The following is a 23766-nucleotide window of genomic DNA, read 5'->3' as shown; positions in this document are numbered from 1 at the left end:
GCGAGTGCATTGTGCCGTGACTGTCCCGTCGTCGGTCACCAGGGTCGGCCCCGTTCCGGGGTTCTAGCCGGATGATTGCAAGTACTCCAACCGGATGATTGCCGCTGTTCCAGGCCGATGATTGCAGGGCCTCGAGCCACGGGGCCTCACTCGTCGGTGAAACTCAGCCACAGAACAAACGGTGAGTATGACGCCCGCTCGAGCGGGCGGCATACTCACCGTGGTGTTGTGGTCGGCTCGGACGACCTCGGCGCCGAGAGCGAGGTCGAAGCTGCGCCGTTGTGCCGGACGCCTGGGCGACGCAACCTCCACCTCATGCTCGACGCGTACCGGCAGAGCGGGCACATCCGATTTCCGAGCCGCCCATGACGTCGGCCCAGCTCTACGACGCGAGGGTCTATCTTCGCGACGCGAAGTAGACCAGACACCTACCGTCGTCGGCTCGCCCCGCGTAGGGCGGGCGACGGTATGCCGGCTGGTTGGCTGGGGGCCTCGGCAGGTGGTCCTGAGGGGTCGATAACCCATCGGTACTCACCCCCGCTTTGAGTTCCGGCGTGGTGCTGGCCTCATGACCACTCCAGGCTGTCCATCAACTGGTCGGCGACGAGGCTTTCACGCCCGGCCGCGGTCATGAGGTCGATGAGGACTCTGCCGAGGCCGACTGTCGGCAGTCCTTCGGGCGTGTGACCGGCCGGCTCGAGCGTCGCCAGATCCTTGGGCTCGAGAAGCACGAGGTTCGACACAGCGGCATCCACGGGGAGTGCGCCGAGTTCCTCAGCCACCGCGGCGGCTGACGGCACGTAGGCCGAAACCTTGGTGGTCGGGGCCACCGGCACGATTCCACGTGGGAGGAACGCGGGGGCAGCAGCGGCACCAGTGAGAACCACGGAGTCTGCGCCTTGGAGACGATCGAGCAGCTGTGGAACGCCTCGCGGGTACAGGAGGTGCAGCTCAGTTCGAGTCGCCGAGGCGAACGCGTAGTCCCTGCTCCACAGTTCGAGGAGTGCTCGACGATTGACCGACGTGACTCCCCCGCTGGCGGTTCGGTCCACAGCGCCCGCGTCCGCGAGTGCCGGCAGGACCTTGGATACCGCGCCGGGTGACACCCCTGCGGCCGAGGCGAGTTCTCTCACGCCGACGTCTTCCCCCCGCTCGATGAGTTCCATGATGATCCGTCCGGTGGCGGACCCGCCGAGGCGTCGGACGTTGCCCTGGCGCACCGGGCCGGGGCGACGGTCGGCTCCGGTGGTTCGGAGCGCGACCAGGGGTTCGGCAAGGGAGAGCGACACCCACCCGGTCGTGTCGACATAGCCGACCCCGAGGTCGTCACACACGTCGCGAAGGGGGCGGTTGAGGTAGTCGGTGACAAGGATGACGGGGAGCGGGCTCCGCCGGGCTAAGGGCTCCAGGACGCCGCGCACTGCCGAGCTCGGTGCCGTCGGCCAGACCTTCACGGCGGCGGCGACCCTGACGGTGCCTCCGCCAGGGCCGACCAATCGCAGGACGGCGTCGGGGGGTGCGAGAGGTTGACGTGGCCGCTCCACCAGGACTCTCCATGCAGGTGGAAGGGAGCGGCGCAACTGCTCGACTGCGGCTCGAAGCACCCCTATCTCCTGCAATCGATTGTTTACCATAATAGGAAACAGGCTAGTTTACGAAACACGCACCGTCAAGGGATCCGCCGTTGCGGCGCCTCTCGGCCGGCCCGGTCAGCTCGGCGCCGGCGGGGGCTGACCACCGGACGGGGGCTGGCCACCCGAGGGAGGCTGGCCGCCGCCGCCCATGCCGCCGCCGCTGCCGGGTTCGGTGGTTGTGTCGACCTTGACGGCAAGCGTTGCGGTGTAGCCGGCGTCGATGTCGCCGGTGATCGTCGGCGTCTGCAGGTCGATGCTGTCGGCGAAGATCATGTCCTTGTCGACGGAGCCGATGGCGGTGAGGTTCTTGGTGGAGCCTTCGTATTCGGCGCGCTCGAAGATCGGCGTGAGCATGTCGATGGGGAAGGCGACCTGCGAGGTCGCGATGACGTTGTCGACATTGGTGGCCGACGCGAGGTCCGGGTAGACCTCGAAGTGGATGTGCGGCCAGCGGCCGGTGTAGCAGCCGGGCACGATCGTCGTGAAGCTCACCTTGCCGTCGGCATCGGCGACCTGGACGCCGCGCAGGAACGTCTCGTTCTCGACGCCCTGGGTGTACATGGAGTACTGGCCCCTGCCGTCGCACTGCCACGCGTAGACGGCGGCGTTCTCGAAGGGCTTGCCCTTGGCCATGTCCGTGACGACGAACGCCATCGTCAGCGCCACACCTTCCGCGGTGGTGCCGCCGTCGAGGCTGGAGCGAATGTCCTGCCGTTCGATGCCGGACTGCTCGAGGATGTTGAGGTCCTGGGTGCCGTCGGCGGGGTACGGGCCGTTGGTCTCCTCGGGGATCTCACCGGTGCTGGTCGCGGCGGCGCCTGAAGTCGAGCTCGTGCCCGTTGTGGTGGACGTGCCGTCGGCGCCGCAGGCCGCGAGGGCCACCGTCCCCGCACCGATCCCCAAGACACTCAGCATGCGACGGCGGGAGAAGAGGGTTCGCGCGTCGAACGCCGCGCCCTGGTCCACGACCTCGTCCTCCGGACGACTGAGAAGACGACCTTCGTATGCCGGCCCGCTCGCGGTCTGCTGCGGATCTGGACTGTGACTCATGTGGGCTTCCTTCACGGCTGGTTCGCGCTGACTGGAAGCACTGTGCCGGATCGGGCTGCGCCTTCGCTTTGTGAATCCTGTGCTTGGGCTGTGGTGGAGGAATCCTGGGACGACCGGGGGCGGTCGGTGCCGGTGCGTAGCATCCGAGGATGCGCTTCCAGTTTGCGGCCCCGCTGTGGGAGTGGAGTGCCCAGGGCGGGTTCTACTTCGTCACCCTGCCCATTGATGCGGCCGACGAGATCGCCGAAATCCCGCGCGTCGCAAGGGGATTCGGGTCCGTGCGGGTACGCGTGACCGTCGGTGGGACGACGTGGTCGACGTCGGTGTTCCCTGACTCGAAGCTGGGCACCTACGTCCTGCCAGTGAAGAAGGCAGTCCGTTCGGCCGAAGGCATCGCAGAGGGCGACATCGTGAACGTGACCCTCGAGGTGCTCGACAGTTGACAGCCACGAACCCGACGACTCGCCGCCAATCGAGCTTGCACCCGACCCCGATCGGAAGTTCGGGAAAGCGCTGAAGCAACTCCCAGTTGATTGCGAAAACTGGCAGTTGAGGACGGGCGTCCTCGGCGCCGCCCGTAAGGTCCCGTCCGCGCAAACGAGCTTCACTTGTGGCTGTGCAAGTTGGCCCGCGGATCTTGTTGTTTCAGGCAAGGTCCCATTTCGTCAGGGCAGGGCATGAGTCGACAGTCCTCTCATAAAATGCTGTCTCCTTGGGTAGATTGATTGCACGCAGCTAGCCCTTGTGAGGGGGTCAGATATCGTCGGGAGAACCAGACGACGCGTCCCAACGAAGGGGCGCCCAGATCCGACTCGACCTCGTTCGGAGGTTGTGAAGGCTTTCGGAATCGAGCATTGGAAGGTGCTGGCTCCGATTGCGGTCAGTCTGGTTGGGCTCGTCATCGCCCTCCTGAGCGGCGTGGTCGTGCCACTGTCGATGCGCGATAGCAACGGAGTCACCCCCACTGCGCCCGCTAGTGGCGTCGTTTCCCCGTCGGTCAACGTGCCAAGATCTTCCACAAGTGTCGGGATCGACGACTCGCTCTCCGGCCTAGGCAGTCCTGTGGCCGGGCACCGGACGGCGTCGATATCGCGCCTTCGAATAGCAATGCTAGATCCGGAGACAACGGCAGCGGTCCGGGCCGCGATTATCGACTCGCTAGTCATTTTCATTCGTGACCACTCGCCGAAGCACCCCGGCATTAATTCATTCGCGTATTGCATGAAGCCTCCACCCGCGCCGTTTCCTAGTGAAGCGACGCTCGCGTTACAGGCGATCGGTGAAACCCGAGGGGACCTCACGGAGTCCATTGACCTCAGTCGGGTAAACCTCTCATACGCCAGCCTGCAGGACCTTGACTTTCGAAACGTTCGGTTCGACGGTGCGCTCCTCTGTCGAACTTGGTTCAGCCACAGCCGCCTCGATGGGGCGACCTTCAGGGATGCCAACCTTCGTTTCTCCACCTTCGAAGGTGCCGAAGGGCTGAGGTCTGCACAGTTATCAGAAGCCGAGAGCATCCTGAACGTTCGCCTGCCTAATTCATTGACAGAGAACCCCTATTTGGTCCGACTTCGTGAAGTCGACCCTGAGTGTTCTCCTCACTTGCCGACAAGCCAGAGACTCTGTGATTTCCAATGAAGTCGAGGGCGCGAGATGCTTCGGGCTGGGGCGCCGATCGGGGCCGGAGGTGAGGAATCGTACTGCGGCCGCGCGAGCTGAAGCCGGCGGATCGGTAGCTCGCCCTCTCGAGTCTGATCCCGTTGACGATTCCTCCCTGCGTCAGCGAGGAGGACCCGCCATGGGTAGCCTGCCAAGCGTGATCACTGGAGACCTGAAGAGCAAGATTGACCGTGTGTGGGATGCCTTCTGGTCCGGGGGAATCAGCAACCCGATCGAGGTCATCGAGCAGATCACCTACCTGCTGTTCATCCGGCGTCTCGACGATCTCCAGACCCTCCAGGAAAACAAGGCCCGCCGCCTCAAGGAGCCGGTCACCAACCCGACGTTCCTCCCGGGCCAGGAGCACCTGCGCTGGTCGCGTTTCAAGAACGACGACTCAGCCGTGATGTTCAAGGTCGTCGGCGACGAGGTCTTCCCTTTCCTTCGCGAACTCGGCGGCGAGGGCTCGACCTACTCCGACCACATGCGCGACGTCCGCTTCACCATCCCCGGGCCGGCCCTGCTCAGCAAGGTCGTCGACCTGCTCGACGACGTACCCATGCACGACCGCGACACCAACGGCGACCTCTACGAGTACATGCTCAGCAAGATCGCCACCGCTGGCCAGAATGGCCAGTTCCGCACACCGCGGCACATCATCCAGCTCATGGTGGCGATGACGGCGCCCAAGCCGGACGACGAGATCTGCGATCCGGCATGTGGCACGGCCGGCTTCTTGGTGGCCGCGTCCGAGCACCTTCGCAAGACCCACCCGAGCGTCATGACCGACGCCACCCAGCGCCAGCACTTCAACAACTCGATGTTCCACGGCTACGACTTCGACAGCGCCATGCTCCGCATCGGCAGCATGAACATGTTGCTCCACGGCATCGAGGCCCCCGACATCCGCTACCGCGACTCGCTGGCCGACGGTATTGAGGACCCCGATGGGATGTTCACGCTCGTGCTCGCAAATCCCCCGTTCGCAGGCAGCCTCGACTACGAGTCGATGGACGATGACCTCCGCAAGGACGTGAAGACGAAGAAGACAGAGCTCCTCTTCCTTGCCCTCTTCCTTCGCCTCCTCAAGCCCGGCGGTCGAGCAGCCGTCATCGTTCCCGACGGCGTCCTCTTCGGGTCAAGTACCGCGCACAAGACCCTCCGCCAGCGCCTCGTCGAGGAGCAGAAGCTGGATGGTGTCGTGAAGCTTCCCTCGGGTGTGTTCCGGCCGTATGCAGGTGTATCCACCGCGATCCTCTTCTTCACCCGCACAGACTCGGGTGGTACGGACGACGTCTGGTTCTACGACGTCCAGGCGGACGGTCAGAGTCTCGACGACAAACGCTCGTTCCTGCTGCCGGAAGACAAACTCGGCTGTATGCCGTCCGCTCCCCTTTCCGACGAGGAGCACCTTAAGAACAACTTGCCTGACGTCGTGAAGCGTTGGCAGGCAAGGGAGTCCGAGTCTGAGCGAGGCCGCGCCCGAACCGCCCAATCGTTCGCGGTGACAAAGGAGGACATCGTCGCCCACGGCTACGACTTGTCCCTGAACCGCTACAAGGAGATCGTCCACGAGGATGTCGAGCATCGGGACCCTCGCGACATCATCGTGGACCTCGAGAAACTGGAGGCGGAGATCCAGCAAGGCTTGGCTGGTCTGAAGGCGATGCTCAAGTGACGACTCGCACGGTGCCTTTGGGTGAGCTCGCTCGATTTCAATCAGGTGGGACCCCATCCAGGAAGGTTCCTGGCTATTACGAGGGGGATCAAGCGTGGATCACGGGCGCAGACATCTCCCTAACCGGTGACATCAATCCCCGCTCGTACATCACCAATGACGCCATACGGTCATCAGCAACGTCCCCTGTCCCGGCCGGGACGATCCTACTCGTGACGCGAACCAGCGTAGGAAAAGTTGCTGTGGCCGATCGTCCACTGTGTTTCAGCCAAGACATCACGGCAATTTCTCCAGATCCGGACCGCCTTGACAAGCGGTATCTCGTGCAACTGATCCGAGCCAAGGGCGCGTACTTCAAGAGTCGAGCACGCGGTGCGACTATCCAGGGAGTTACACGTGACGTCGTGGAGTCCCTAGACGTGCTGTTGCCGCCGATCGATGAGCAGTGCCGCATCGCAGACATCTTGGACAGCGCTCAGCACCTTCGTGACTTGCGCCTGAAATCGGTGAATGCGCTCGGGGCCCTCGGGATGGCTGCCTTCGTTAGGCACTTTGGGGAAAGTGCTTCGGAGCCAGCAAGTCAGGTGCCGCTCAGGGAAATCCTTGTCTCCATCGAGAATGGGCGCAGTCCGGTCTGTGAACCGCGTCCTCGCATTGGGGACGAATACGGTGTCCTGAAACTCGGAGCCGTTACTTATGGCGAGTATCGACCAAGCGAGAACAAGGCATTTTTGGGAAATGTGTTAGCGACAGATCGGCTTGTCGACCCGGGAGACGTGCTCATGACAAGGAAAAACACTCCAGAGTTGGTGGGCGCTGTTGCACTCGTCCACGAGACCCCGGAGCGGCTTCTGCTTCCGGATCTCGTCTTCCGTCTCAACTTTGACCCTAAGGTCGTCACCGGAACGTACCTGCAGAGAGCCTTGATGGCCCCGCGGACCCGGTCCGCTGTGCGGCGACTCGCGTCAGGATCCGCCGCATCAATGTCCAATATTTCCAAGGCGCGATTGCTCAACCTGCAAATTTCGGTACCGCCTCTCGCCAAGCAGAGAGAGTTCGAGGAAACAGTCTCGAAGGTAGAGGCCCAACTATCGGCAGCCAGACACAGCGCGGCGGGCATAGAGGAGCTTGTCAACGCCCTGCGCGCGCGTGCTTTCTCAGGCAGGCTGTGAAGCATGCCGGTGGAAATGGGGATCTGGAGGATCGACGGTGATGCTCCGCGTCAGCTCAGCGTGTCGACGATGCCGTCGGAGGCGACGCTAGAGGACTTCCTTGTACGCGACGCGTCGCTGCTGGGCGAGCGCCTTCTTGTCATTGGGCGGCAGGTCCGCACACCTCACGGCAAGTACATCGACCTCCTTGCCATGGACGCGGACGGGAACCTTCACGTCCTCGAACTCAAGCGGGACAAGACTCCTCGGGACGTCGTTGCTCAGGTCCTCGACTACGGCTCGTGGGTGTCCACCCTCGACCGCGAGTCCGTCATCGAGATCGCGAATGAGCATCTGCAGGTGCCGTTCGAGAGCGCGTTCGAGGACACGTTCAACGAGTCCGCACCGGACGAGCTGAACGCAGATCTTCAACTCACAGTCATCGCGACAGACCTCGACTCGAGCTCTGAGCGCATCGTGACCTACCTACGGGACTTCGGCGTTCCCATCAACGCGGTGTTCTTCTCCTTTTTGGAGGACGAGGGTCGGCGTTATCTGGCGCGGACGTGGCTGGCCCGGGACTACGAGTCCTCAGGGAGTGCGACTGGACCCACAAAGACGAAGAGGGGGAAGCGCGCCGAGTGGAACGAGCGGGACTGGTTCGTTTCCTTCGGCGCCTACACCGGCGGACGTAAGTGGGAAGACGGCCGGAAGTACGGCTTCGTCTCAGCTGGAGGTGGGGCGTGGTACTCACGCACCCTGCGCGAACTGCCCGTCGGCGCTCGGGTCAACGTGTGCATACCCCAGCGGGGCTACGTCGCTGTCGGTGAGACAACCGGTCCGGCGCAGCGCTTCGACACTGCCCAAGTGACAGTGGATGGCGTCGATGTCGCTCTGGTGAGTCAGTCGCTGGTCGGGACCTACCAGCATGGCGGGGCAACCGAGACCGACGAGGAGACCGAGTGGGTTGTGCCGGTTCGGTGGTTCACTGCGCTCCCAATGGAGCAGGCGTACTGGGAGAAGGGCATGTTCGCGAACCAGAACAGCGCCTGCAAACTCCGTCAGGAGTTCACCCTCGATCGCCTTGCCAAACACTTCCCCATGGACGAGGACTGATCTGGTCGTGGCGACCAACTTCGACTTCGTACCTGAATCCTGGGGTGAGACACGCGGCGACGCGGTCCGCGCTGAGGCCTACGGAAGCACGGATGCCCGCTCATGCGTTTTCTACGCGCGACGCGTCGTGGAGCAAGTCGTCATCCGCATCTATGACCTGGAGCGGCTGACCGTTCCCTATAAGTCGGACCTTGCTGCCCGCCTGGGTGACAGTGGCTTCCGCGCTGTCGTCGGCCCCGACATCGCCACCCGGGCCAACCTCATTCGCAAGACCGGCAACGTCGCTGTTCATGAGAGCCGGGATATCACGCCTCAAACGGCGCTCAACGTTCTCCGGCAATTGCACGACATCCTCAAGTGGGCGGCATACACGTATTCGACGGCCCCGGACGATGTGCCAACGTCGAAAGACTACGACCCGTCGCTCATCCCATCACCGGCCGACGCCGGAAGCCAGCCACCGCTGTCACCGACCGAACTCACTCGACTGCTCGCGGCCTTCGAGGCCAAGGATGCAGCGCTCGCAGACGCCAAGGCGAGTAACGCTTCCCTGCAGGCAGAGCTTGACGAGGCCCGCGCGGCAGTAGCCGCTGCTCAGGCAGCGAAGACGCCGAAGGCTCTCACGACCGATGTCTCCGAGGCCGAGACTCGGGTCCAATTCATCGACCAGGACCTCCGCGAGGCGGGATGGGACCTGAGTCAGGAGCGGGAGCGCGAGTATCCCGTCTCGGGCATGCCGAACGCGCAGGGCAAGGGGTTTGTCGACTACGTCCTCTGGGGCGACGACGGATTGCCGCTCGCCATTGTCGAGGCCAAGCGCACCATGCGTGAGGCCATGGTCGGGCAGCAGCAGGCGAAGCTCTATGCCGATTGTCTCGAGTCCATGACAGGCCGCCGCCCGGTGATCATGTGCACCAATGGGTACGACCGCTGGATCTGGGATGACGCGGCTGGCTATCCCCCACGGAAGATATCGGGCTTCCTCACCAAGAACGAGCTCGAACTCATGGTCCAGCGCCGCCAGACACGGCTGCCACTCGAGAGCGCGGTGATCGACAAGTCCATCGTGGAGCGGCATTACCAGGCGCGGGCGATCCGGTCGGTGGGCGAGGCGTTCGAAGCTAAGCGCCGTGAGGCCCTGCTCGTCATGGCCACAGGATCTGGCAAGACCCGCACCGTCATCGCGCTTGTCGATCAGCTCATGAAGCAGGGCTGGGCCAAACGCGTTCTCTTCCTTGCGGATCGCGTGGCTCTCGTGAACCAGGCGGTCGGTGCATTCAAGACCCACCTGCCCTCGGCTTCGACGGTCAACCTGATTACCGAGAAGGACGCGAACGGCCGCGTGTTCGTGGCGACATACCCCACGATGATGGGCCTGATCAACGACACCGACAAGAACGGGGGACGCCAGTTCGGTCCTGGCTACTTCGACCTCATCGTGATTGATGAGGCCCACCGCTCGGTCTACGCGAAGTACGGCGCGATCTTCGACTGGTTCGACGCGATGCTCGTGGGGCTCACGGCCACACCCAAGGACGAGATCGACCGCAACACCTACTCGCTCTTCCATCTTGAAGATGGGGTCCCGACCGACGCCTATAGCTTGGATGAGGCCGTCGCCGAGGGCTACCTTGTGCCGCCCGTCGGAGTGTCCGTCCCGCTGAGGTTCATGCGAACCGGCATCCACTACGGCGAGCTCTCCGACGACGAAAAGGAGGAGTGGGACTCGTTGGAGTGGGGCGAGGACGACGTCGTGCCCACCGATGTCAACCCAGAGGAGCTCAACAAGTGGCTCTTCAACGAGGACACCGTCGACAAGGCGCTCAAGCATCTGATGGAACACGGCCACAAGGTCGCTGGCGGGGACCGGCTGGGCAAGACGATCATCTTCGCGAAGAACAACGCCCACGCCGAGTTCATCCGCGAACGGTTCGACACGGCATACCCAGAGTTCGCGGGGGACTTCGCGCGAGTAGTGACGTACAAGACCGAGTACGCACAGTCGCTCATAGACGATTTCTCCAGCAAGGAGAAGGCGCCGCACATCGCGATCAGTGTCGACATGCTCGACACCGGCATTGACGTCCCCGAGGTCGTCAACCTCGTCTTCTTCAAGTTGGTCCGGTCCGTCTCGAAGTTCTGGCAGATGATCGGACGCGGGACGCGACTGTCACCGGACCTCTACGGGCCGGGCGATGACAAGAAGAACTTCTACGTCTTCGACTTCTGCATGAACCTTGAGTACTTCAACCAGCCCGGTGCTGGATCCGAGGGGTCATTGCAGAAGTCGTTGGGCCAGAGGCTGTTTGAGGCTCGCCTTGGGCTCCTTGCCGCGTTGGATGCGGACGACTCTGAGGGTGCGGTCGCGGAGTTGCGGAAGGACACGGCGACACACCTCCACGAGATCGTGGCCGGGATGAACCTGGACAACTTCATCGTGCGCCCTGAGCGCGAATGGGTGCAGACGTATGCCACGTGGGAGCGCTGGGCTGTCTTGTCCCCCCAAGAGGCCGGTGAAGTTGCGCAACACCTCGCCGGACTGCCTTCGTCGGTGCGTGACAACGACGAGGACGCCAAGCGCTTCGACCTGGTGATGCTCAAGATCCAACTTGCCCGCCTCGACGGCGACGCGCTCACTTTGGATCGCCTGCGACGGCAGGTGCAGCAGATCGCATCGGGGCTACTCGACCAGACAGCGATCCCTGCTATCGCCGAACAACAAGGCCTCTTGGCGGAGGTCTCGGAGGACGAGTGGTGGGTCGACGTCACCTTGCCGATGCTTGAGCTGGCCCGTCGCCGCATCCGTGGGCTCGTCCGGTTGCTCGAGAAGACCAAGCGCGCCATCGTCTACACGAACTTCGAGGACGAAATCGGTGACTCTTCAGTTGTCGTTCTGCCGGGGGTTGCGGTCGGGACGAACTGGGAGCGCTTCAAGGCCAAGGCGCGCGCGTTCCTTCTGGAGCACGGGGACAACGTCGCCCTCGAGAAAGTGCGTCGCAACAGGCAGCTCACTGAGACCGACCTTTCGGCCCTTGAGGAGCTGCTCGCTTCATCAGGAGCTGGCGGACCTGAGGACATCGCTCGCGCACGCGAGGAGTCCCAGGGACTGGGCCTGTTCATTCGTGGACTGGTTGGGTTGGATCGTGAAGCAGCGAGCGAGGCGTTCTCAGACTTCCTTGCTGACTCCACCATGACCGTCACACGCATTCGATTCGTCGAACTGATCGTGGAGCAGCTCACGGTCAATGGAATCATGGAGGCCAGGCGACTCTACGAGGCGCCGTTCACCGATCATGCGCCGACCGGCCCGGATTTCCTCTTCGAGGACGAGGACGTCGATCGGATGGTCCTTATTCTCGACGAGGTCAGGGCCCATGCCATTAGTGTCACGAGCGTTGCCTGACGTGCAGTCCGAACGACCATGCGACGGACGCATTGTTGCGGTTGGATTCCTATGGTCCTTGGGTCTCGACGGCCAAGTCGCGGCACTATGACCTGATGCCCATGGAGTCCGTCGTCGCGAACGCCCGATACTTCTTTGACATACCCACGCCCCAATGACACTGCGACTCTCACGCAGACCCGCCGCGCCTTGGAGGATTTCATATGCCGGAGCCCGAACGCTTTCCCTCCTCATGGGGACACGTGAAAGTTTCGAAGAACACTGACGGGCTTGTCGTAACGCGCCACGGTGAACACGACGGAGACGGCGTGAAGATGGCGCGGTATGTCGCGAGCTCAAAACTGTTGCACCTATACCCCCGCCTTGGCGCAGATGTTGGGAGTGATTCAGCCTCATCTCAGGTACGGGAGATCCAGATCGACACGTCAGTTTGGCCCTGGGATGCTGAGGATGCTGTCGTGTATACCGAGCGCGATAATGAGCCTGCCTTGGGAGGGCTGCCGAAGGGGCTGGGGGTGATCTACAGATATGGCTTGACGTTCCCGCAAGCGTATCGTCCTCTTATCGGAGAAATTGAGAAGGCTACAAAGTGTTCTGCCCTTAGACTGGGGGGTGATTCCGACACAATCGAGCACGATGATGTGCTGCGAATCAGACTGACGGACTTTGAAGCCTTCATTAGGGCAGTGGACCGCCATCGAGATCGTGCCTCCACCGTTTTCGGAAGATTGAGGGATGCCGAGGCTCACAATCTCGTCGCCGAAAGGGTTGGGCGAGCGATGAGACCTCCATCGCCGGGAAAGTTGCCGATCATCAAGTCCATGACACGAGTCATTTCAGGAGAGACGGAACTCGACGAATTCGGCCGATCTGAGTTGATCGAACTGATTGCGGCCGAGTCTCGCACGGCCATCACAGAGAATCCGGAAGCGATTGGTCGCCTTCGCGCTGATCTCGATGTTGTAACACTTGAGGTCCTTATCGAACAGTTTGAGGCGGCCTTGGTCGGCCCATCTGCTGGAAAAGAGGACACATGGCAACACTTCTTTAGCGTCAATACTTTTGCTCTTCAGCAACTCTTTGCCGCACCGATTGCCCACGTGGGGGAACAGGTCCAAGTCCGGGTACCGAGTCTTCATGGGACCGGAGCTCAGCAGCCAGACTTTCTGCTCGTGAACACCGTTTCGCGAAACGTCCACCTGGTCGAGATCAAGACTCCCACGACGCTCCTAATCGCGGGACCGTATAGGGGTCGTGATTCAGCGAAAGTTTTTCCTCCGAACAGAGAGTTGACGGGGGCGGTGGCACAAATTCAGGCCCAAGTCCAATCCGCGATCAGAGATCTGCCGCTGATCCTCAGTCGGACGATCAACTCTCCCGACCTCGATTCGGGCGTCGTCCTGGGTGCAGTGATCGCCGGTTCCATCGGCAATCTCTCAAATGAGGAAAAGGAATCCTTCATGCGCTACCGGGCGGGATTGAGCGGCGTGGAGGTCATTACGTATGACGAGATTCTCGAGCGCCTCAAAGGTTTGAAGTCACTATTGAGTGGCGAATAGGCCCCTGGCGTCGCAGGTTTTGACAAGCGCGAAGCGCAGGTACGGCTCGGCTGAGCCCCCAAGCGTGGTTTCCCGGGCCTGAGGCGTCTGCGCGGCCTGGAATGGCAACTACAGAAGCTGCGGGATATCGCTTCCCCAGCGTTGAGGAGCTGTATCTTGGGGCAAGTGACCAGAGTGTATGCATACGTCGATGAAACTGGCGATCGGGGAGCTGCTCCCTCGTCGAGTCCTGTTTTCGGAATGGCGGCAATACTTGTCCCAGAAGATCGCGCCTCCGCAATTCAGGCTGCAGTCCAAATTCTGCGAGCCGATCTATGCGTACCAAACGACAAGACCCTGTCCTGGAAGGACTACGCCAAGACACATGATCGAAGGCGACGCGCTGCGGACGTGCTTGGTGCAGTTGAAGGAATTAAGGTTTGTTACGTCTTTGCACAGAAAGCAGCGCTTCAGCCTGGCTCTTATGTTGGGGATAAGGAGCGCTTTTACAACTACCTCGCGTTCATGACCTATAAGTCAATAGTTTGGGCAAGTCGCAACATGGGAGCGACGGAGGTGATTATCCGGTTCGGCCACGTGAAGCACCACGATCATGAGGGTACGAAGACGTACATCGAGCGCGAGGCGTCAAGCGATGCGCGTGTGCCGGATCATTTGGTGAAATCGATCCAATGGGTTCCAGCAGATCGTTATCGGGAAAGTGAAGCCGCCGACCTATTTGGAGGATTTCTGAAGTCCGCAGTTTGGCCGTCGGGACAGTTCGGCTATGTCGAGCCAAAGTATTTGCTAAGTGTCTGGCACAAAATTCGTAATTCCGAGTCCTGCGCAATACCGCTTGGGATCATGAGCATGCCCCAAAACAGTGTGCTGACGTCCGAAGCTTGGTTTCCGTGCGCGCAGTGCAAAAAATGACGGAGCCCTCGGGAACCTCCACGGGCCGATCCACTGAAGGAGGGCGGTGGCAGCACCGCTGGCGATCCGCGGCAGGTTCCGGAGGGCTCCGGTATTTAGACATCTAATCATATTTCGGACGTGTGACACCAACTAACTGCCCTACCGGGAGCAGTTCGTGCTCGCATCACCTCAATGATCAACCGCCCGGCACGCCTTACCGGAATCTCCTGGAGTGACGCGAACGGCGACATTGCGGCGCTGCCCAGGGGCGGCACGGACCCTTCGGGGAACGGGGCGACGTGATGCTGCGGTCTTGGGCCCGCGCAAAGGGGCGTCTAGAAGTTTCAGTTTCACGCTGGCCGTCGTACCGTTCGCCTTCGTGACGTTGCGGACGACCGGCGTGAAGACCTGACCCTTGGACACCTGCACCACGTCGTAGGTGTTGCGACTAACCGCAACCCCGACAGGCGCAGGGTGACCCGACCCCCGCCATACGAGCACTAACCTGGATGCGCTGACGAGGTGAGAGCCTGAGCACCAGTGTGCCCCGGCGCTTGCCAGGGCCCGTTGTGAATTTCGTCCACCAGATTCTGTCCTCGTGCTTGCGATGAGGGGCATCTTGGCTCGGGCGGCCACAGCAAGTTCGGCGTCTTTGTCGCCTGTGCCTGTCTTGGACCCCAAGGTTGGTGAAGAACGGGAGGAGCAGGGGGGCCGGGCCTCGCCTTCCGAGCTGCTAGGTCCACGATTCCGAAAACTCCGAGGCGGTCGCCGGAGTTGTCTCGGCACGTTCGTGCTCAGCGAGCAGGCGCGCATACCAGTTGACGTGGGGCTGGTTCGTACCACGCAGCTGGCTTGCGGCATCAAGCGGGCCACTCCCCCTGCGACCGCGAAATGGCCAGCTGGCAGCGAAGGTATCTGGACGGCATACCCGCGCCTCCTTCCCTGTGTCGCCACCGACTCCCGGTGGTGAAACAGGAAAGCAAGGGGGCACGACATGGCCAAGTACGTGGGGTCGTGGTGGATTAGAGACACCATCGACGGGCGCCGGCTCGAGGCTGAAGGCTTCGCGTCGACGCTCGGCGGGCTGTCCGAGTTCGACTGGACCCAGAACCATGGTGAGAGCGACGTCAAGGAGTCCGACTTCGTGACGACCGCCAACACCACTCAACGCAGCGATCAGGTCGACGTGATGCAGATGAGCTCGCACGGCAACCCGAACGAGTTCCTCGTCTGGGATGGCCGCGTCAACGCGAGCGAGAGCATCGACTTCGGCAAGAACGACCTCGAGATCTTCGCGACGCACGCCTGCGACCTCCTCGAGCACACGTCGAGCAACTCCGTCGGACGCTGGATCCCGGCGTTCCAGCGGCTGCACTACATGCTCGGCTTCCACAACCACTCGTTCTCCGGCGCCGGCCAGGCCTCACGCGGGACGTGGTTCGCCATGTATGCCGCGTGGCTCTACTACTGGTCCGGCAGCTGGCTCTTCCGCGTCGACATTCCGGTGCGCGAAGCGTGGGCCGAAGCCAACGAGATCGTCGAGGGCAGCGGCGTCCAGTGGGCGTACCTGCGGGCCGAGTCCCCGGACGCCCCGACCTACAACGAGCGGCTGCGCGTCGCCGAGTCCAACGACCCCGTCAGCAACCGGTCCTTCTGGACCGCGCGCGGCACCTGCTGAGCGAGGAGCCAGTCATGCCACTGCAATTCACCGACATCGACTTCAAGGTCGACCTGCCCGACATCCCCAGGACCACCCCGGTGGTCACCCACACCCCGCCCTGCCTGCGCGACAGCGCCGAGACCACGCGAGCCATCGCCGAAGTGCTCGACATCGACGTCAAGGGGCACCGCCCAGGTCCCCCACGGGTATGCCGTGGGCAGCGACCGAGGCCAAGTCGAGGTCTTCTCGGCGAGCGGCGCGGTCCGTGCCCGGAACGTCGAGCGACTCACGGCATACGCCGATGAATCGCGGACGTGGTCACAGGTCGAACGCGCCGATGACGGCACCTACCGTCTCGGCGATTCTGCGGCCAAGGAGCTGAGCCACCACGGCCTGGAACTGTTGAGCCGCTTCGGAATTCGCGACCAGCACGACAGTTTCGACGTGAGCCTTGGCCAGTGGGCCCAGCTCACCGAGGACGGCAAGGAGGTCGACAGCGGACCCGGGCGCGCAACAGTCCGATTCGCGTATGCCGTCCACGGACTTCCGCTCATCGGTCCCGGCGCGAAGACGAACCTTCACTTCGACCCCGAGGACGACGGTCGCAGCCCGGCCCTGGCGCGGATGTTCCACGTCAACCGCGGCATCGAGACCGCCGGCGAGGTGGCGACCCAGTCCCTCGACGAGGCGTTCTCCGGGCTGCTCGCCCAGAGCTGGTCCGGTCACGGCATCCGCGAGGGCGAGGGTCGCATCACCATCACGGCGGCGACCTTCGGGTTGCTCGCGCTGCCGGCCGATGTCGTGCAGACGTTCGCGGCTCCGGCCCTCATGGTCGAGGGCGAGATCAGCGGCGTCGAGGTCGGCAAGGACGAGACGGTGAGCGTGCGTTTCGGTCAGTACCTCCCGCTGGCGCACCCCAAGGCGCTTGCTGAAGCGGGCTACGGCGGCGGGCAGCTCGAGCCGGGCGTCGTCGTGAGAGGTCGCGTCCGCGGCAAGTAGCGGGGCAAAGTCAGGACGCCGTGTGGCCACAGGCCCACGGCGTTCTGACGCCGGTCAGTCGTTGTCATGACGAAGGGACCCATGGGCCGGCGGGCGGACGGGGAGGGTCCGGGCAGCGTCAGTGGATGAAGCCCAGCCCGTCGATGTGAACCCGCTTGGTGCTGACGCTGCGGACGGTGACAGTCCCGTAGCGGGTCCTCGTCTGGAGCGGCAACAGCTTGACCTGACGGATCTTGGTGGTCGACGAGTACAGGCTCACCCGGCCGACCTTGACCCCTGCGTGATAGACGTCGACGGTGCCGCACGTTGGGCAGGTCGTGGCGACCAGTGCGAGGCGTTTGGCGCTGACTCCGGCTCGGGTCAACTGCGCACCGTTCCTCACCGTGGTGCTGTACGTCGAGAACAGGTAGCTCGCTTGCTTCCCTCGGGTCCACCCCGTCGAGGCTGTCAGGTTCACGTCGTCCAGCGGCATGGACGTGCACTGCTCCGTGCTCCAGCCGCCGAGGTTGCCGGCGCGGTCCCGGGCCCGCACGGAGAAGCAGTACTGGTCCCCCTTGGTGAGCGTCAGCGGCAGCGATCGGGTGGTGAGCTTCTGCCACGACCGGGGGTACTGGTAGGCGCCGAGGCCTGCGGACGGCGACGCGGTCCGGGCCCGGACGTCATAGCTGGCCAGGCCGGAGCCACCCGTGTCGGATGCCACCCACGTCAGCGTCATCGGACTGACGGTCTGGACGAGCGCAGGGGCGTTGAGCGTCGCCGTGGGAGCGGCGGCGTCGACGACCCAGCTCCTCGTGACGACCGCTGACTGCTTGCCGCTGGGGTCGGTGACCTGCGCACTCACCGAGTGGGAGCCAGCGGCCAGTCCGGTGAGGATCAGGGACGGGCCACATGCGGTCCATGCCCCCGAGTCGAGCCGGCACTGTCGGCGCAGCGAGCCCTCGAGGTCGTCGCCGTCCGCCGCACCGATGGCCAGCGTGGCGCTACGGCCCGTGTGGCTGCCGATGGTGACGGTCGTCGTCGGGGCGAGGCGGTCGCCCACGGACCATTTGAGGTCGATCCAGCCGAGGATGGTGGGCGAGATCTGCTCGGCGCCTGACCCGTCGGCCGCTGCGGACCACAGCGTCGCCTCCCGGTCGCTGGTGTAGCGCGCGAAGGCCACCCGGGAGCCGGTGTGGTTGAACGTGGCCTGCCGGTTGTCGCCGGGCGGGAGGGCGAGTCGACGTGCCCCCGAGCCGTCGAGGTTCATCAGGGTCGTGGTGCGTGGACCGTTCGTCACCGACTTGTCGTCACGGCTCTCAACGACCAGCCGTCCCTGGGTGGTGACGGTGAAGTCGTCGACCCACTCGGTGCCGGGCACCGGCGTGACGCGGCCGTCGGCGAGGGCGACTCGCTCGAGGCGGCCGAAACCCTCGAGGCTGTGGACGACGACCTGGCCGTTGTCTGCGGTCGCGGCGAGCTGCACACGTCCCGGCAGGCTGGCGACCTTGCGCAGACCGGAGCCATCGACGTTGACCATCCAGAGGGTGCGCAGCTCCTCGGACCACCCACGCAGGAAGGCGATCCGACCGTCCGGGAGCCACACCGCATCGCGAGGCGCGTCGGCATCACCGGTGCCCGCGGTCCCCGGCACGGTGACGCACTGCTCGGTGGCCACGGGACACACACTCACGTCCGAGCGCGCCCAGGACACCCACCGGGTGCGAGACGGATCGAGGTCGACTCGCTCGAGCCCGAGCTTGCGCGGCGAGGCGGGCGATGCCGGCGCTGTCCCGGCATCGGTGGTCGGGACGGCGACCGAGAAGCCATACCAGTCGTTGCCCACCACCTCGCTCTGGACGGAGGGGACGTCCACGACGACGTCCGGCGACTCCGCGTAGCGACCGTTGACCGCGACCACGGCGAGGCTGCGGGGGCCCTCGCCCGGGACGACGGCCTGGGTGGCGGAAACCTCTGCCGTGGCCACAAGCGTGCGCGCCCCGCCGCTGACGTCGTAGACCCGGTAGCCGGTGATGGGCGAGGTGCTCGAGGGCTTCCACGAGACGGTGGCCGAGAGGCGACCCGGTGCGGCGGTCACGTCTGTGGGCGGGCTCACCGGCAGGTATCCCTCGACGTGGAGTGGCACGACGGTCCACACGAGACCGTCTCCGCCGACGAGAAGGTTCTCCTCGAACATGAACGCCGGGGCCTTGGCGGTCACGGAGAGGGTGCATGTCTCCCCTGTTGCCAACGTCTTCCCGGTGCACGTGTTGGACTCCGGCACCACGGTGAAGCTGTTGTAGGTCGTCCTCCCAGTCGTCACTGCCTTCCCCACGGCCCATGCCTTGGCGCCTGTGTTCGTGAGGGTCACCTGCTGGGTGACCTGCGAGTCCTTGGGAGCGCCCAGCTGGACCCGCACAGGGTCGGCGCGTGGGATCGCCAGGGCGCGAGCGGGGTCGGGGTCGCCGATCCGGACGTAGGCGTTGATGCCGCCGGCCTGGGTGATCCCACACTGTCCCCCGGTGACATCTGCGGACAGGGAGGACACCGCTCCGGTCGAGGTTCGCTCCGCCCGGTGCACCGTCAGGCTCCCGGACATCACCGTGCAGCTCATGGATCCGCGTGTCATGGAGGCCCGCTGCTCCGGGGCTCCGTCAGACGCGATCGACCACGAACCTGTGCGAATCGGCCACGCCATCGTCAGCGATGCCGTGGTGCCGACGTGCGTGTCGGTGACGGTCACCGTCACCGTCCCTGACGCAGCGTCCACTACGGTCTTCGGCGCGGCGGCCAGCGGGCCGACGACAAACTTCCCGAGGCTGGACGCTCCGGTCTCACCGATGAGGGCGACATCGCCGACGTCCGCCTGCCCCGCGGCCGACAAACGCACGACGGACTCGACCGCAGCCGTGTTGGCCTCAGCGGCGCTCGCGCCACCCACCCACCCCAGTGCTGCGACGACCACCCATGAGACTGCGCGTACTGCTCGCACATCCACCCCTGCTGTGTTGCCTGGGTGCACGATGCTCCCCGATTCGGCGCTCAGCCTACGGCCGGCCCGGCACCTGGACCTAGCCAACCGCCAAAGCCCCCTCAGTCCGCCGGCTCGGCAGTCACCGAAGTCGGCAGCGACCGTGGGAAGACCGAAGGCAACGGGCGCGAACGCGAGGTGCCCGCGCTCGGCGAGCAGGCGGCATACCGACAGGGGTAGACCCCTCGCGGGCCACGCGGACGCCTCAGGCGGGAGTGTGACGTCGCCGGGTCAGGGTGCGCTGCACACCACCCCGAGAGCGACGTCAAGGAAGCCGTTGCCGCACCGGCCCTCATGGTCGAGGCGCGTTTGTGAGGACCGAGGTCCGCTGTGGTGAAGGGCAGATGCCCCAGTCCGAACTCGAGTCGCGGACCAGCCGGTAAGGGTCTACGTTCGCCCCAGGTACCCCTCCACCTCGAACGGAGTCAACGTGGAACGTCGCAACTTCCTTCGTTTGACGGTCACCGGCGCGGCCGCGACCGCACTCGGCGGCGCCGCCTGGGACCAGGCCCTCGCCGCTGGAAAGTTCGTCGTCACGGGCCCGTACGGCGCGCTCGGCACGGCCGACGCCAACGGCATTGCGCTGCCGTCGGGCTTCACCAGCCGCGTCATCGCACGCACCGGTCAGACCGTCGCGAGCTCCTCGTACACCTGGCACGACGCACCCGACGGTGGCGCCTGCTTCGTCGACGGATCCGGCTGGATCTATGTGTCCAACAGCGAGATCGGCGCGACCGGTGGCGCTGGCTCGGTGACCTTCGACAGCGCGGGCAACATCACGGGCGCTCGCCGCATCCTGTCGAACACCGACCGTAACTGTGCCGGTGGCGCAACCCCGTGGGGCACGTGGCTCTCGGGCGAAGAGGTCGCGACCGGCTACGTCTGGGAGACCGACCCGTGGGGAGTCAACGCGGCGGTCGTGCGTCCGGCGATGGGCCGCTTCACCCACGAGGCCTGCGCCGCCGACCCCGACCACGGCTACGTCTACCTCACCGAGGACGTCACGGACTCCGGCTTCTACCGCTTCAAGCCCACGTCGTGGGGTGATCTGTCGGCAGGCACGCTCGAGGTCATGGTCGGCGACACCGCTCTCACCAACGGCGCGGTGTCCTGGGCGGTCGTGCCCGAACCCGACGGTTCGCCGACCGCGACGCGGTACCAGGTCGCCGGCACCAAGCGGTTCAACGGCGGCGAGGGCTGCTACTACGCGGCCGGCACGTGCTGGTTCACGACCAAGGGCGACAACCGCGTGTGGGCCTACGACGCGACGACCTCACGCGTGTCACTCGCCTACGACCCGACCAGGCTGCGGCAGAGCCCGCTGTCGGGCGTCGACAACGTCACCCGCAGCGAGGGCGGCGACCTCTTCGTGGCCGAGGACGGCGGCAACATGGAGATCTGCCTCATCACCCCCGAGGGCATGGTGTCGCCGTTCGTGCGCATCAGCGGACAGAGCTCCAGCGAAATCTGCGGGCCGGCCTTCAGCCCCGACGGCACCCGCTTGTACTTCTCGTCGCAGCGCGGGACGACAGGCAGCAGCTCGGGCGGCATCACCTACGAGGTCAAGGGCCCGTTCCGGGCCTAGCGGCAGACAGTCGGTCGGGCTGGTCGTGGCGCACCTCGGCAACGCATATTCCGGCCACGGGAACGGGAACGTATCTGGACGGCATACCCGCGCTCCTTCGTGATGAGAGGTGCGCGCCCCGCGCCCCGCATCCCCTGGAGGCACACATGCCCGGCCACGACATCTTCGACACCGCCACGCTGGAGCGCTTCAACGACGTGCTCCTGACGCAGGCGCCTCGCCCCGACGTCCTCGTTGACGTCGCCGAGCAGCGCAAGGACATCGCCCAGCGCCTGGAGCTCGCCAAGGCCCGCGGTCTCGTCGGCACGCCCGTCTTTCGAGACAGGCCCCCACTCCGACGCATCGTCACGCTGGAACCGCACCAGACGGCATACCGGAATCAAGGAGGTCGGGGGACCTGCTACGCCTTCGCGACAGTGGCCGCCATGGAGGCCGCCTACCGCCGCGACCACGGGGTCGTGCTCGACCTCTCGGAGGACTACCTCTTCCACCTCAACAAGGTCGCCGAGCTGTTCGACTTCTATCTGGGTGGCTCGCCCGCCCACGAGAACAACACCTCGTACGAAGGGTTCCAAGGGGCGTCCGACATCGTCGCCAAGGTGGCCCGCTGCGCCATCCCCGACGAGGCCGCAGCGCCCTACCGATCGGACGTGGAACTCGAAACCATCCGCACGTCCGACCCGGCGATCGGCACCCTGAACTGGTCGACGAGCAACCAGGACCAGTTCGACCGCTTCGAGTTCGACGAGAGGTTCATCCCGACGTCCGCCCGGTATGCCGCCCGCTACCGCGTGCGCTCCCTGCAGTTCCTGCCCAGCGCGTCCAAGGAGAACGTCATGGCCGTCATCGACGCCGGCCACGAGGTCATCACCGACATCCCCGGCCACTGCTTCCTCATCATCGGCTACGACCTCAACACCGAGGAGTGGATCGTCAAGAACTCCTGGGGCTCGCCCGGCCCCGAGCGCTGGTCCATGGCCACCACCCCACTCCTGGGCGGCACCTGGATCACCGCAATGGAGCCGCCCGACGCACCGCGTGATCTGGAGGCGACATGGCTCGGTCGCTGGAACATGAACCACGACGGGTGGCAGGGCCAGCTCGTCCTGCGGCGGACCCAGGACTTCCGGCACGGGGACGGCGACCTCACCAAGCTCGGCGACTACTTCGTGGGCGGTGGCGCAGCGCGGCAGGTCAACGGGCGCACCGAGGATGACGGACGCCAGCTCCACTTCTGGATCGCCGACGAGCCCGGACGCATCACGCCGGGAGCCCAGTCCGGCCAGGAGTTCCGCGCCTACCAGTTCACTCGTGAGGACGGGCTGGCCGCCGGGGTCACGTGGTGGAACGGCGCCCCGTTCGGCGTGACGATGGCGCGAGGCGAGATCGCCAGCCCGCTGCGCGACGCCGGGTGGCAGGGCGACTGGGACATGAACCACGACGGGTGGCACGGACGGCTCAGCATCACGTCGACCGGGCCCTGGGCCGGCACCTACACGCCCGACGGTGGAGCGCCGCTGACGCTGGGCGACTTCGCCGCCCCCGACGCGTACCAGCTGTCGTTCTCCATCCCCTTCTCCGACGACAACATCCAGCCGTTCTCGCTCCTCAACCACACGCAGGAGAGCGGGCGCTTCTCCGGCACGACGGTGTGGGCGGGCCTCACGTTCGGTGTCCAGGGCCGACGCGCTCGCCCCGACAGGATTCGGGTCGATGACCTCAAGCTGCGGCGGCTCCCGCCGATCGGGTGATCTCGATACGGGTATGCCGGGTGGTCGCCGAAGGGAGTGTCCTTGCTTCGCATGTGGAAGCAAAGACACTCCCTCACCCGACATCGTGCGAGCGCCGACCGAGTCCCAGCTGAGGTAGGTGCCCCGCACGAAATACGGCACGTGCCGGATGTGGGCGACTACCTCAGCCGACGACCGTTGACCTGTCAGCAACCGCTGATGCCGACAGGTCAGGAAGGACCCGCCATGAACACCGCGTTCCTCACCCCCGAAGCGGTACGGGCCGAGATGCACTCCCGCTACGGCCTCTATCCCGAGACGCAGGAGCGTCCCGGATCCTCACTCCACGTGATCCGCCGGGTGCGCGCTCGGGTGCTCGCGGTGGGCAAGGGCCGCTGAGTTGCGGGCACCGTGTCAGGTCCACACCGACGACCTGTGGTTCGCCGACGCCCCCGACGACATCGCGCTCGCCCAGGCGTTGTGCCAGGGCTGTCCGTTGCGACGGTCATGTCTGGAAGGCGCACTCGAGCGTGGCGAACGCTGGGGTGTCTGGGGTGGCCAGATCTTCCACGATGGTTCGATCGTCGCTCGCAAACCGAGCGTGGGCCGTCCGCGCAAACACGGTGCCGCCGCCTGATCAC

Annotated in this window: 18 protein-coding genes; 15 read left to right on the top strand and 3 right to left on the bottom strand. The window is 64.6% G+C overall.

Features of this window, described 5'->3' with window-relative positions; all coding sequences use genetic code 11:
- Positions 1-566: 566 nt before the first annotated feature.
- Positions 567-1454 (bottom strand): hypothetical protein, encoded by an 888-nt coding sequence (locus ACFQRE_RS01605; RefSeq protein ID WP_380118116.1) that lies wholly within the window; start codon positions 1452-1454, stop codon positions 567-569.
- A 255-nt stretch (positions 1455-1709) separates the two neighbouring features.
- Complete coding sequence (locus ACFQRE_RS01600) at positions 1710-2684, bottom strand: intradiol ring-cleavage dioxygenase (protein WP_380118114.1); 975 nt, start codon at positions 2682-2684, stop codon at positions 1710-1712.
- A 149-nt stretch (positions 2685-2833) separates the two neighbouring features.
- Here ACFQRE_RS01600 and ACFQRE_RS01595 point away from each other — a divergent pair, with 149 nt between their 5' ends.
- The 11 genes from ACFQRE_RS01595 (at position 2834) to ACFQRE_RS01545 (ending at position 16803) form a co-directional block, all read left to right on the top strand.
- Entirely contained in the window at positions 2834-3127 is a 294-nt protein-coding gene (locus ACFQRE_RS01595; RefSeq protein WP_380118112.1) for a DUF1905 domain-containing protein, read from the top strand.
- 493 nt (positions 3128-3620) lie between these two features.
- A complete protein-coding gene (locus ACFQRE_RS01590) occupies positions 3621-4322 on the top strand; it encodes a pentapeptide repeat-containing protein (protein WP_380120381.1) in 702 nt (233 codons plus the stop codon).
- A 178-nt stretch (positions 4323-4500) separates the two neighbouring features.
- On the top strand, positions 4501-6021 hold the full coding sequence (locus tag ACFQRE_RS01585) for a type I restriction-modification system subunit M (protein ID WP_380118109.1): 1521 nt from the start codon (positions 4501-4503) through the stop codon (positions 6019-6021).
- Positions 6018-7193 carry a restriction endonuclease subunit S gene (locus ACFQRE_RS01580; RefSeq protein WP_380118107.1) on the top strand — a complete coding sequence of 392 codons (1176 nt, stop codon included), beginning with the start codon at positions 6018-6020 and terminating at the stop codon, positions 7191-7193. Before ACFQRE_RS01585 ends, ACFQRE_RS01580 begins: the two co-directional genes overlap by 4 nt.
- A 69-nt stretch (positions 7194-7262) precedes the next feature.
- Positions 7263-8288 carry an endonuclease NucS domain-containing protein gene (locus tag ACFQRE_RS01575; protein WP_380118105.1) on the top strand — a complete coding sequence of 342 codons (1026 nt, stop codon included), beginning with the start codon at positions 7263-7265 and terminating at the stop codon, positions 8286-8288.
- Positions 8289-8295: 7 nt separating this feature from the next.
- On the top strand, positions 8296-11691 hold the full coding sequence (locus tag ACFQRE_RS01570) for a DEAD/DEAH box helicase family protein (protein ID WP_380118102.1): 3396 nt from the start codon (positions 8296-8298) through the stop codon (positions 11689-11691).
- A gap of 458 nt (positions 11692-12149) precedes the next feature.
- A complete protein-coding gene (locus ACFQRE_RS01565; RefSeq protein WP_380118100.1) occupies positions 12150-13250 on the top strand; it encodes a Shedu anti-phage system protein SduA domain-containing protein in 1101 nt (366 codons plus the stop codon).
- A gap of 165 nt (positions 13251-13415) precedes the next feature.
- The gene (locus ACFQRE_RS01560; protein WP_380118098.1) at positions 13416-14162 is read left to right on the top strand and encodes a DUF3800 domain-containing protein; all 747 of its coding nucleotides are present in this window, start codon (positions 13416-13418) and stop codon (positions 14160-14162) included.
- A gap of 976 nt (positions 14163-15138) precedes the next feature.
- Positions 15139-15822 (top strand): DUF6345 domain-containing protein, encoded by a 684-nt coding sequence (locus ACFQRE_RS01555; RefSeq protein WP_380118095.1) that lies wholly within the window; start codon positions 15139-15141, stop codon positions 15820-15822.
- 14 nt (positions 15823-15836) lie between these two features.
- On the top strand, positions 15837-16109 hold the full coding sequence (locus tag ACFQRE_RS01550; protein WP_380118093.1) for a hypothetical protein: 273 nt from the start codon (positions 15837-15839) through the stop codon (positions 16107-16109).
- Positions 16018-16803 (top strand): hypothetical protein, encoded by a 786-nt coding sequence (locus ACFQRE_RS01545; protein ID WP_380118091.1) that lies wholly within the window; start codon positions 16018-16020, stop codon positions 16801-16803. The genes ACFQRE_RS01550 and ACFQRE_RS01545 overlap by 92 nt, the downstream gene beginning before the upstream one ends.
- Positions 16804-16921: 118 nt before the next feature.
- Here the strand turns inward: ACFQRE_RS01545 and ACFQRE_RS01540 are convergent, their stop codons facing one another.
- Positions 16922-19771, bottom strand: coding sequence for a hypothetical protein (locus tag ACFQRE_RS01540; RefSeq protein ID WP_380118089.1), 2850 nt, complete (start codon positions 19769-19771; stop codon positions 16922-16924).
- A gap of 469 nt (positions 19772-20240) precedes the next feature.
- On the opposite strand from ACFQRE_RS01540, the gene ACFQRE_RS01535 reads away from it, so the two are divergent.
- The 4 genes from ACFQRE_RS01535 to ACFQRE_RS01520 all read left to right on the top strand — a co-directional run bounded on the left by ACFQRE_RS01535 (position 20241) and on the right by ACFQRE_RS01520 (position 23762).
- Positions 20241-21395 (top strand): alkaline phosphatase PhoX, encoded by a 1155-nt coding sequence (locus tag ACFQRE_RS01535; RefSeq protein ID WP_380118087.1) that lies wholly within the window; start codon positions 20241-20243, stop codon positions 21393-21395.
- 146 nt (positions 21396-21541) lie between these two features.
- On the top strand, positions 21542-23146 hold the full coding sequence (locus ACFQRE_RS01530) for a hypothetical protein (RefSeq protein WP_380118085.1): 1605 nt from the start codon (positions 21542-21544) through the stop codon (positions 23144-23146).
- Between the two features lie 225 nt (positions 23147-23371).
- On the top strand, positions 23372-23524 hold the full coding sequence (locus ACFQRE_RS01525) for a hypothetical protein (RefSeq protein WP_380118082.1): 153 nt from the start codon (positions 23372-23374) through the stop codon (positions 23522-23524).
- Position 23525: 1 nt separating this feature from the next.
- Positions 23526-23762 (top strand): WhiB family transcriptional regulator, encoded by a 237-nt coding sequence (locus tag ACFQRE_RS01520; protein ID WP_380118080.1) that lies wholly within the window; start codon positions 23526-23528, stop codon positions 23760-23762.
- Positions 23763-23766 lie beyond the last annotated feature (4 nt).

The sequence above is a fragment of the Knoellia pratensis genome, from assembly GCF_042666395.1.
Classification (GTDB): Bacteria; Actinomycetota; Actinomycetes; order Actinomycetales; family Dermatophilaceae; genus Knoellia; species Knoellia pratensis.
The sequence above is the reverse complement of the archived record's forward strand: the minus strand, read 5'-3'. Positions and strand labels throughout refer to the sequence as shown.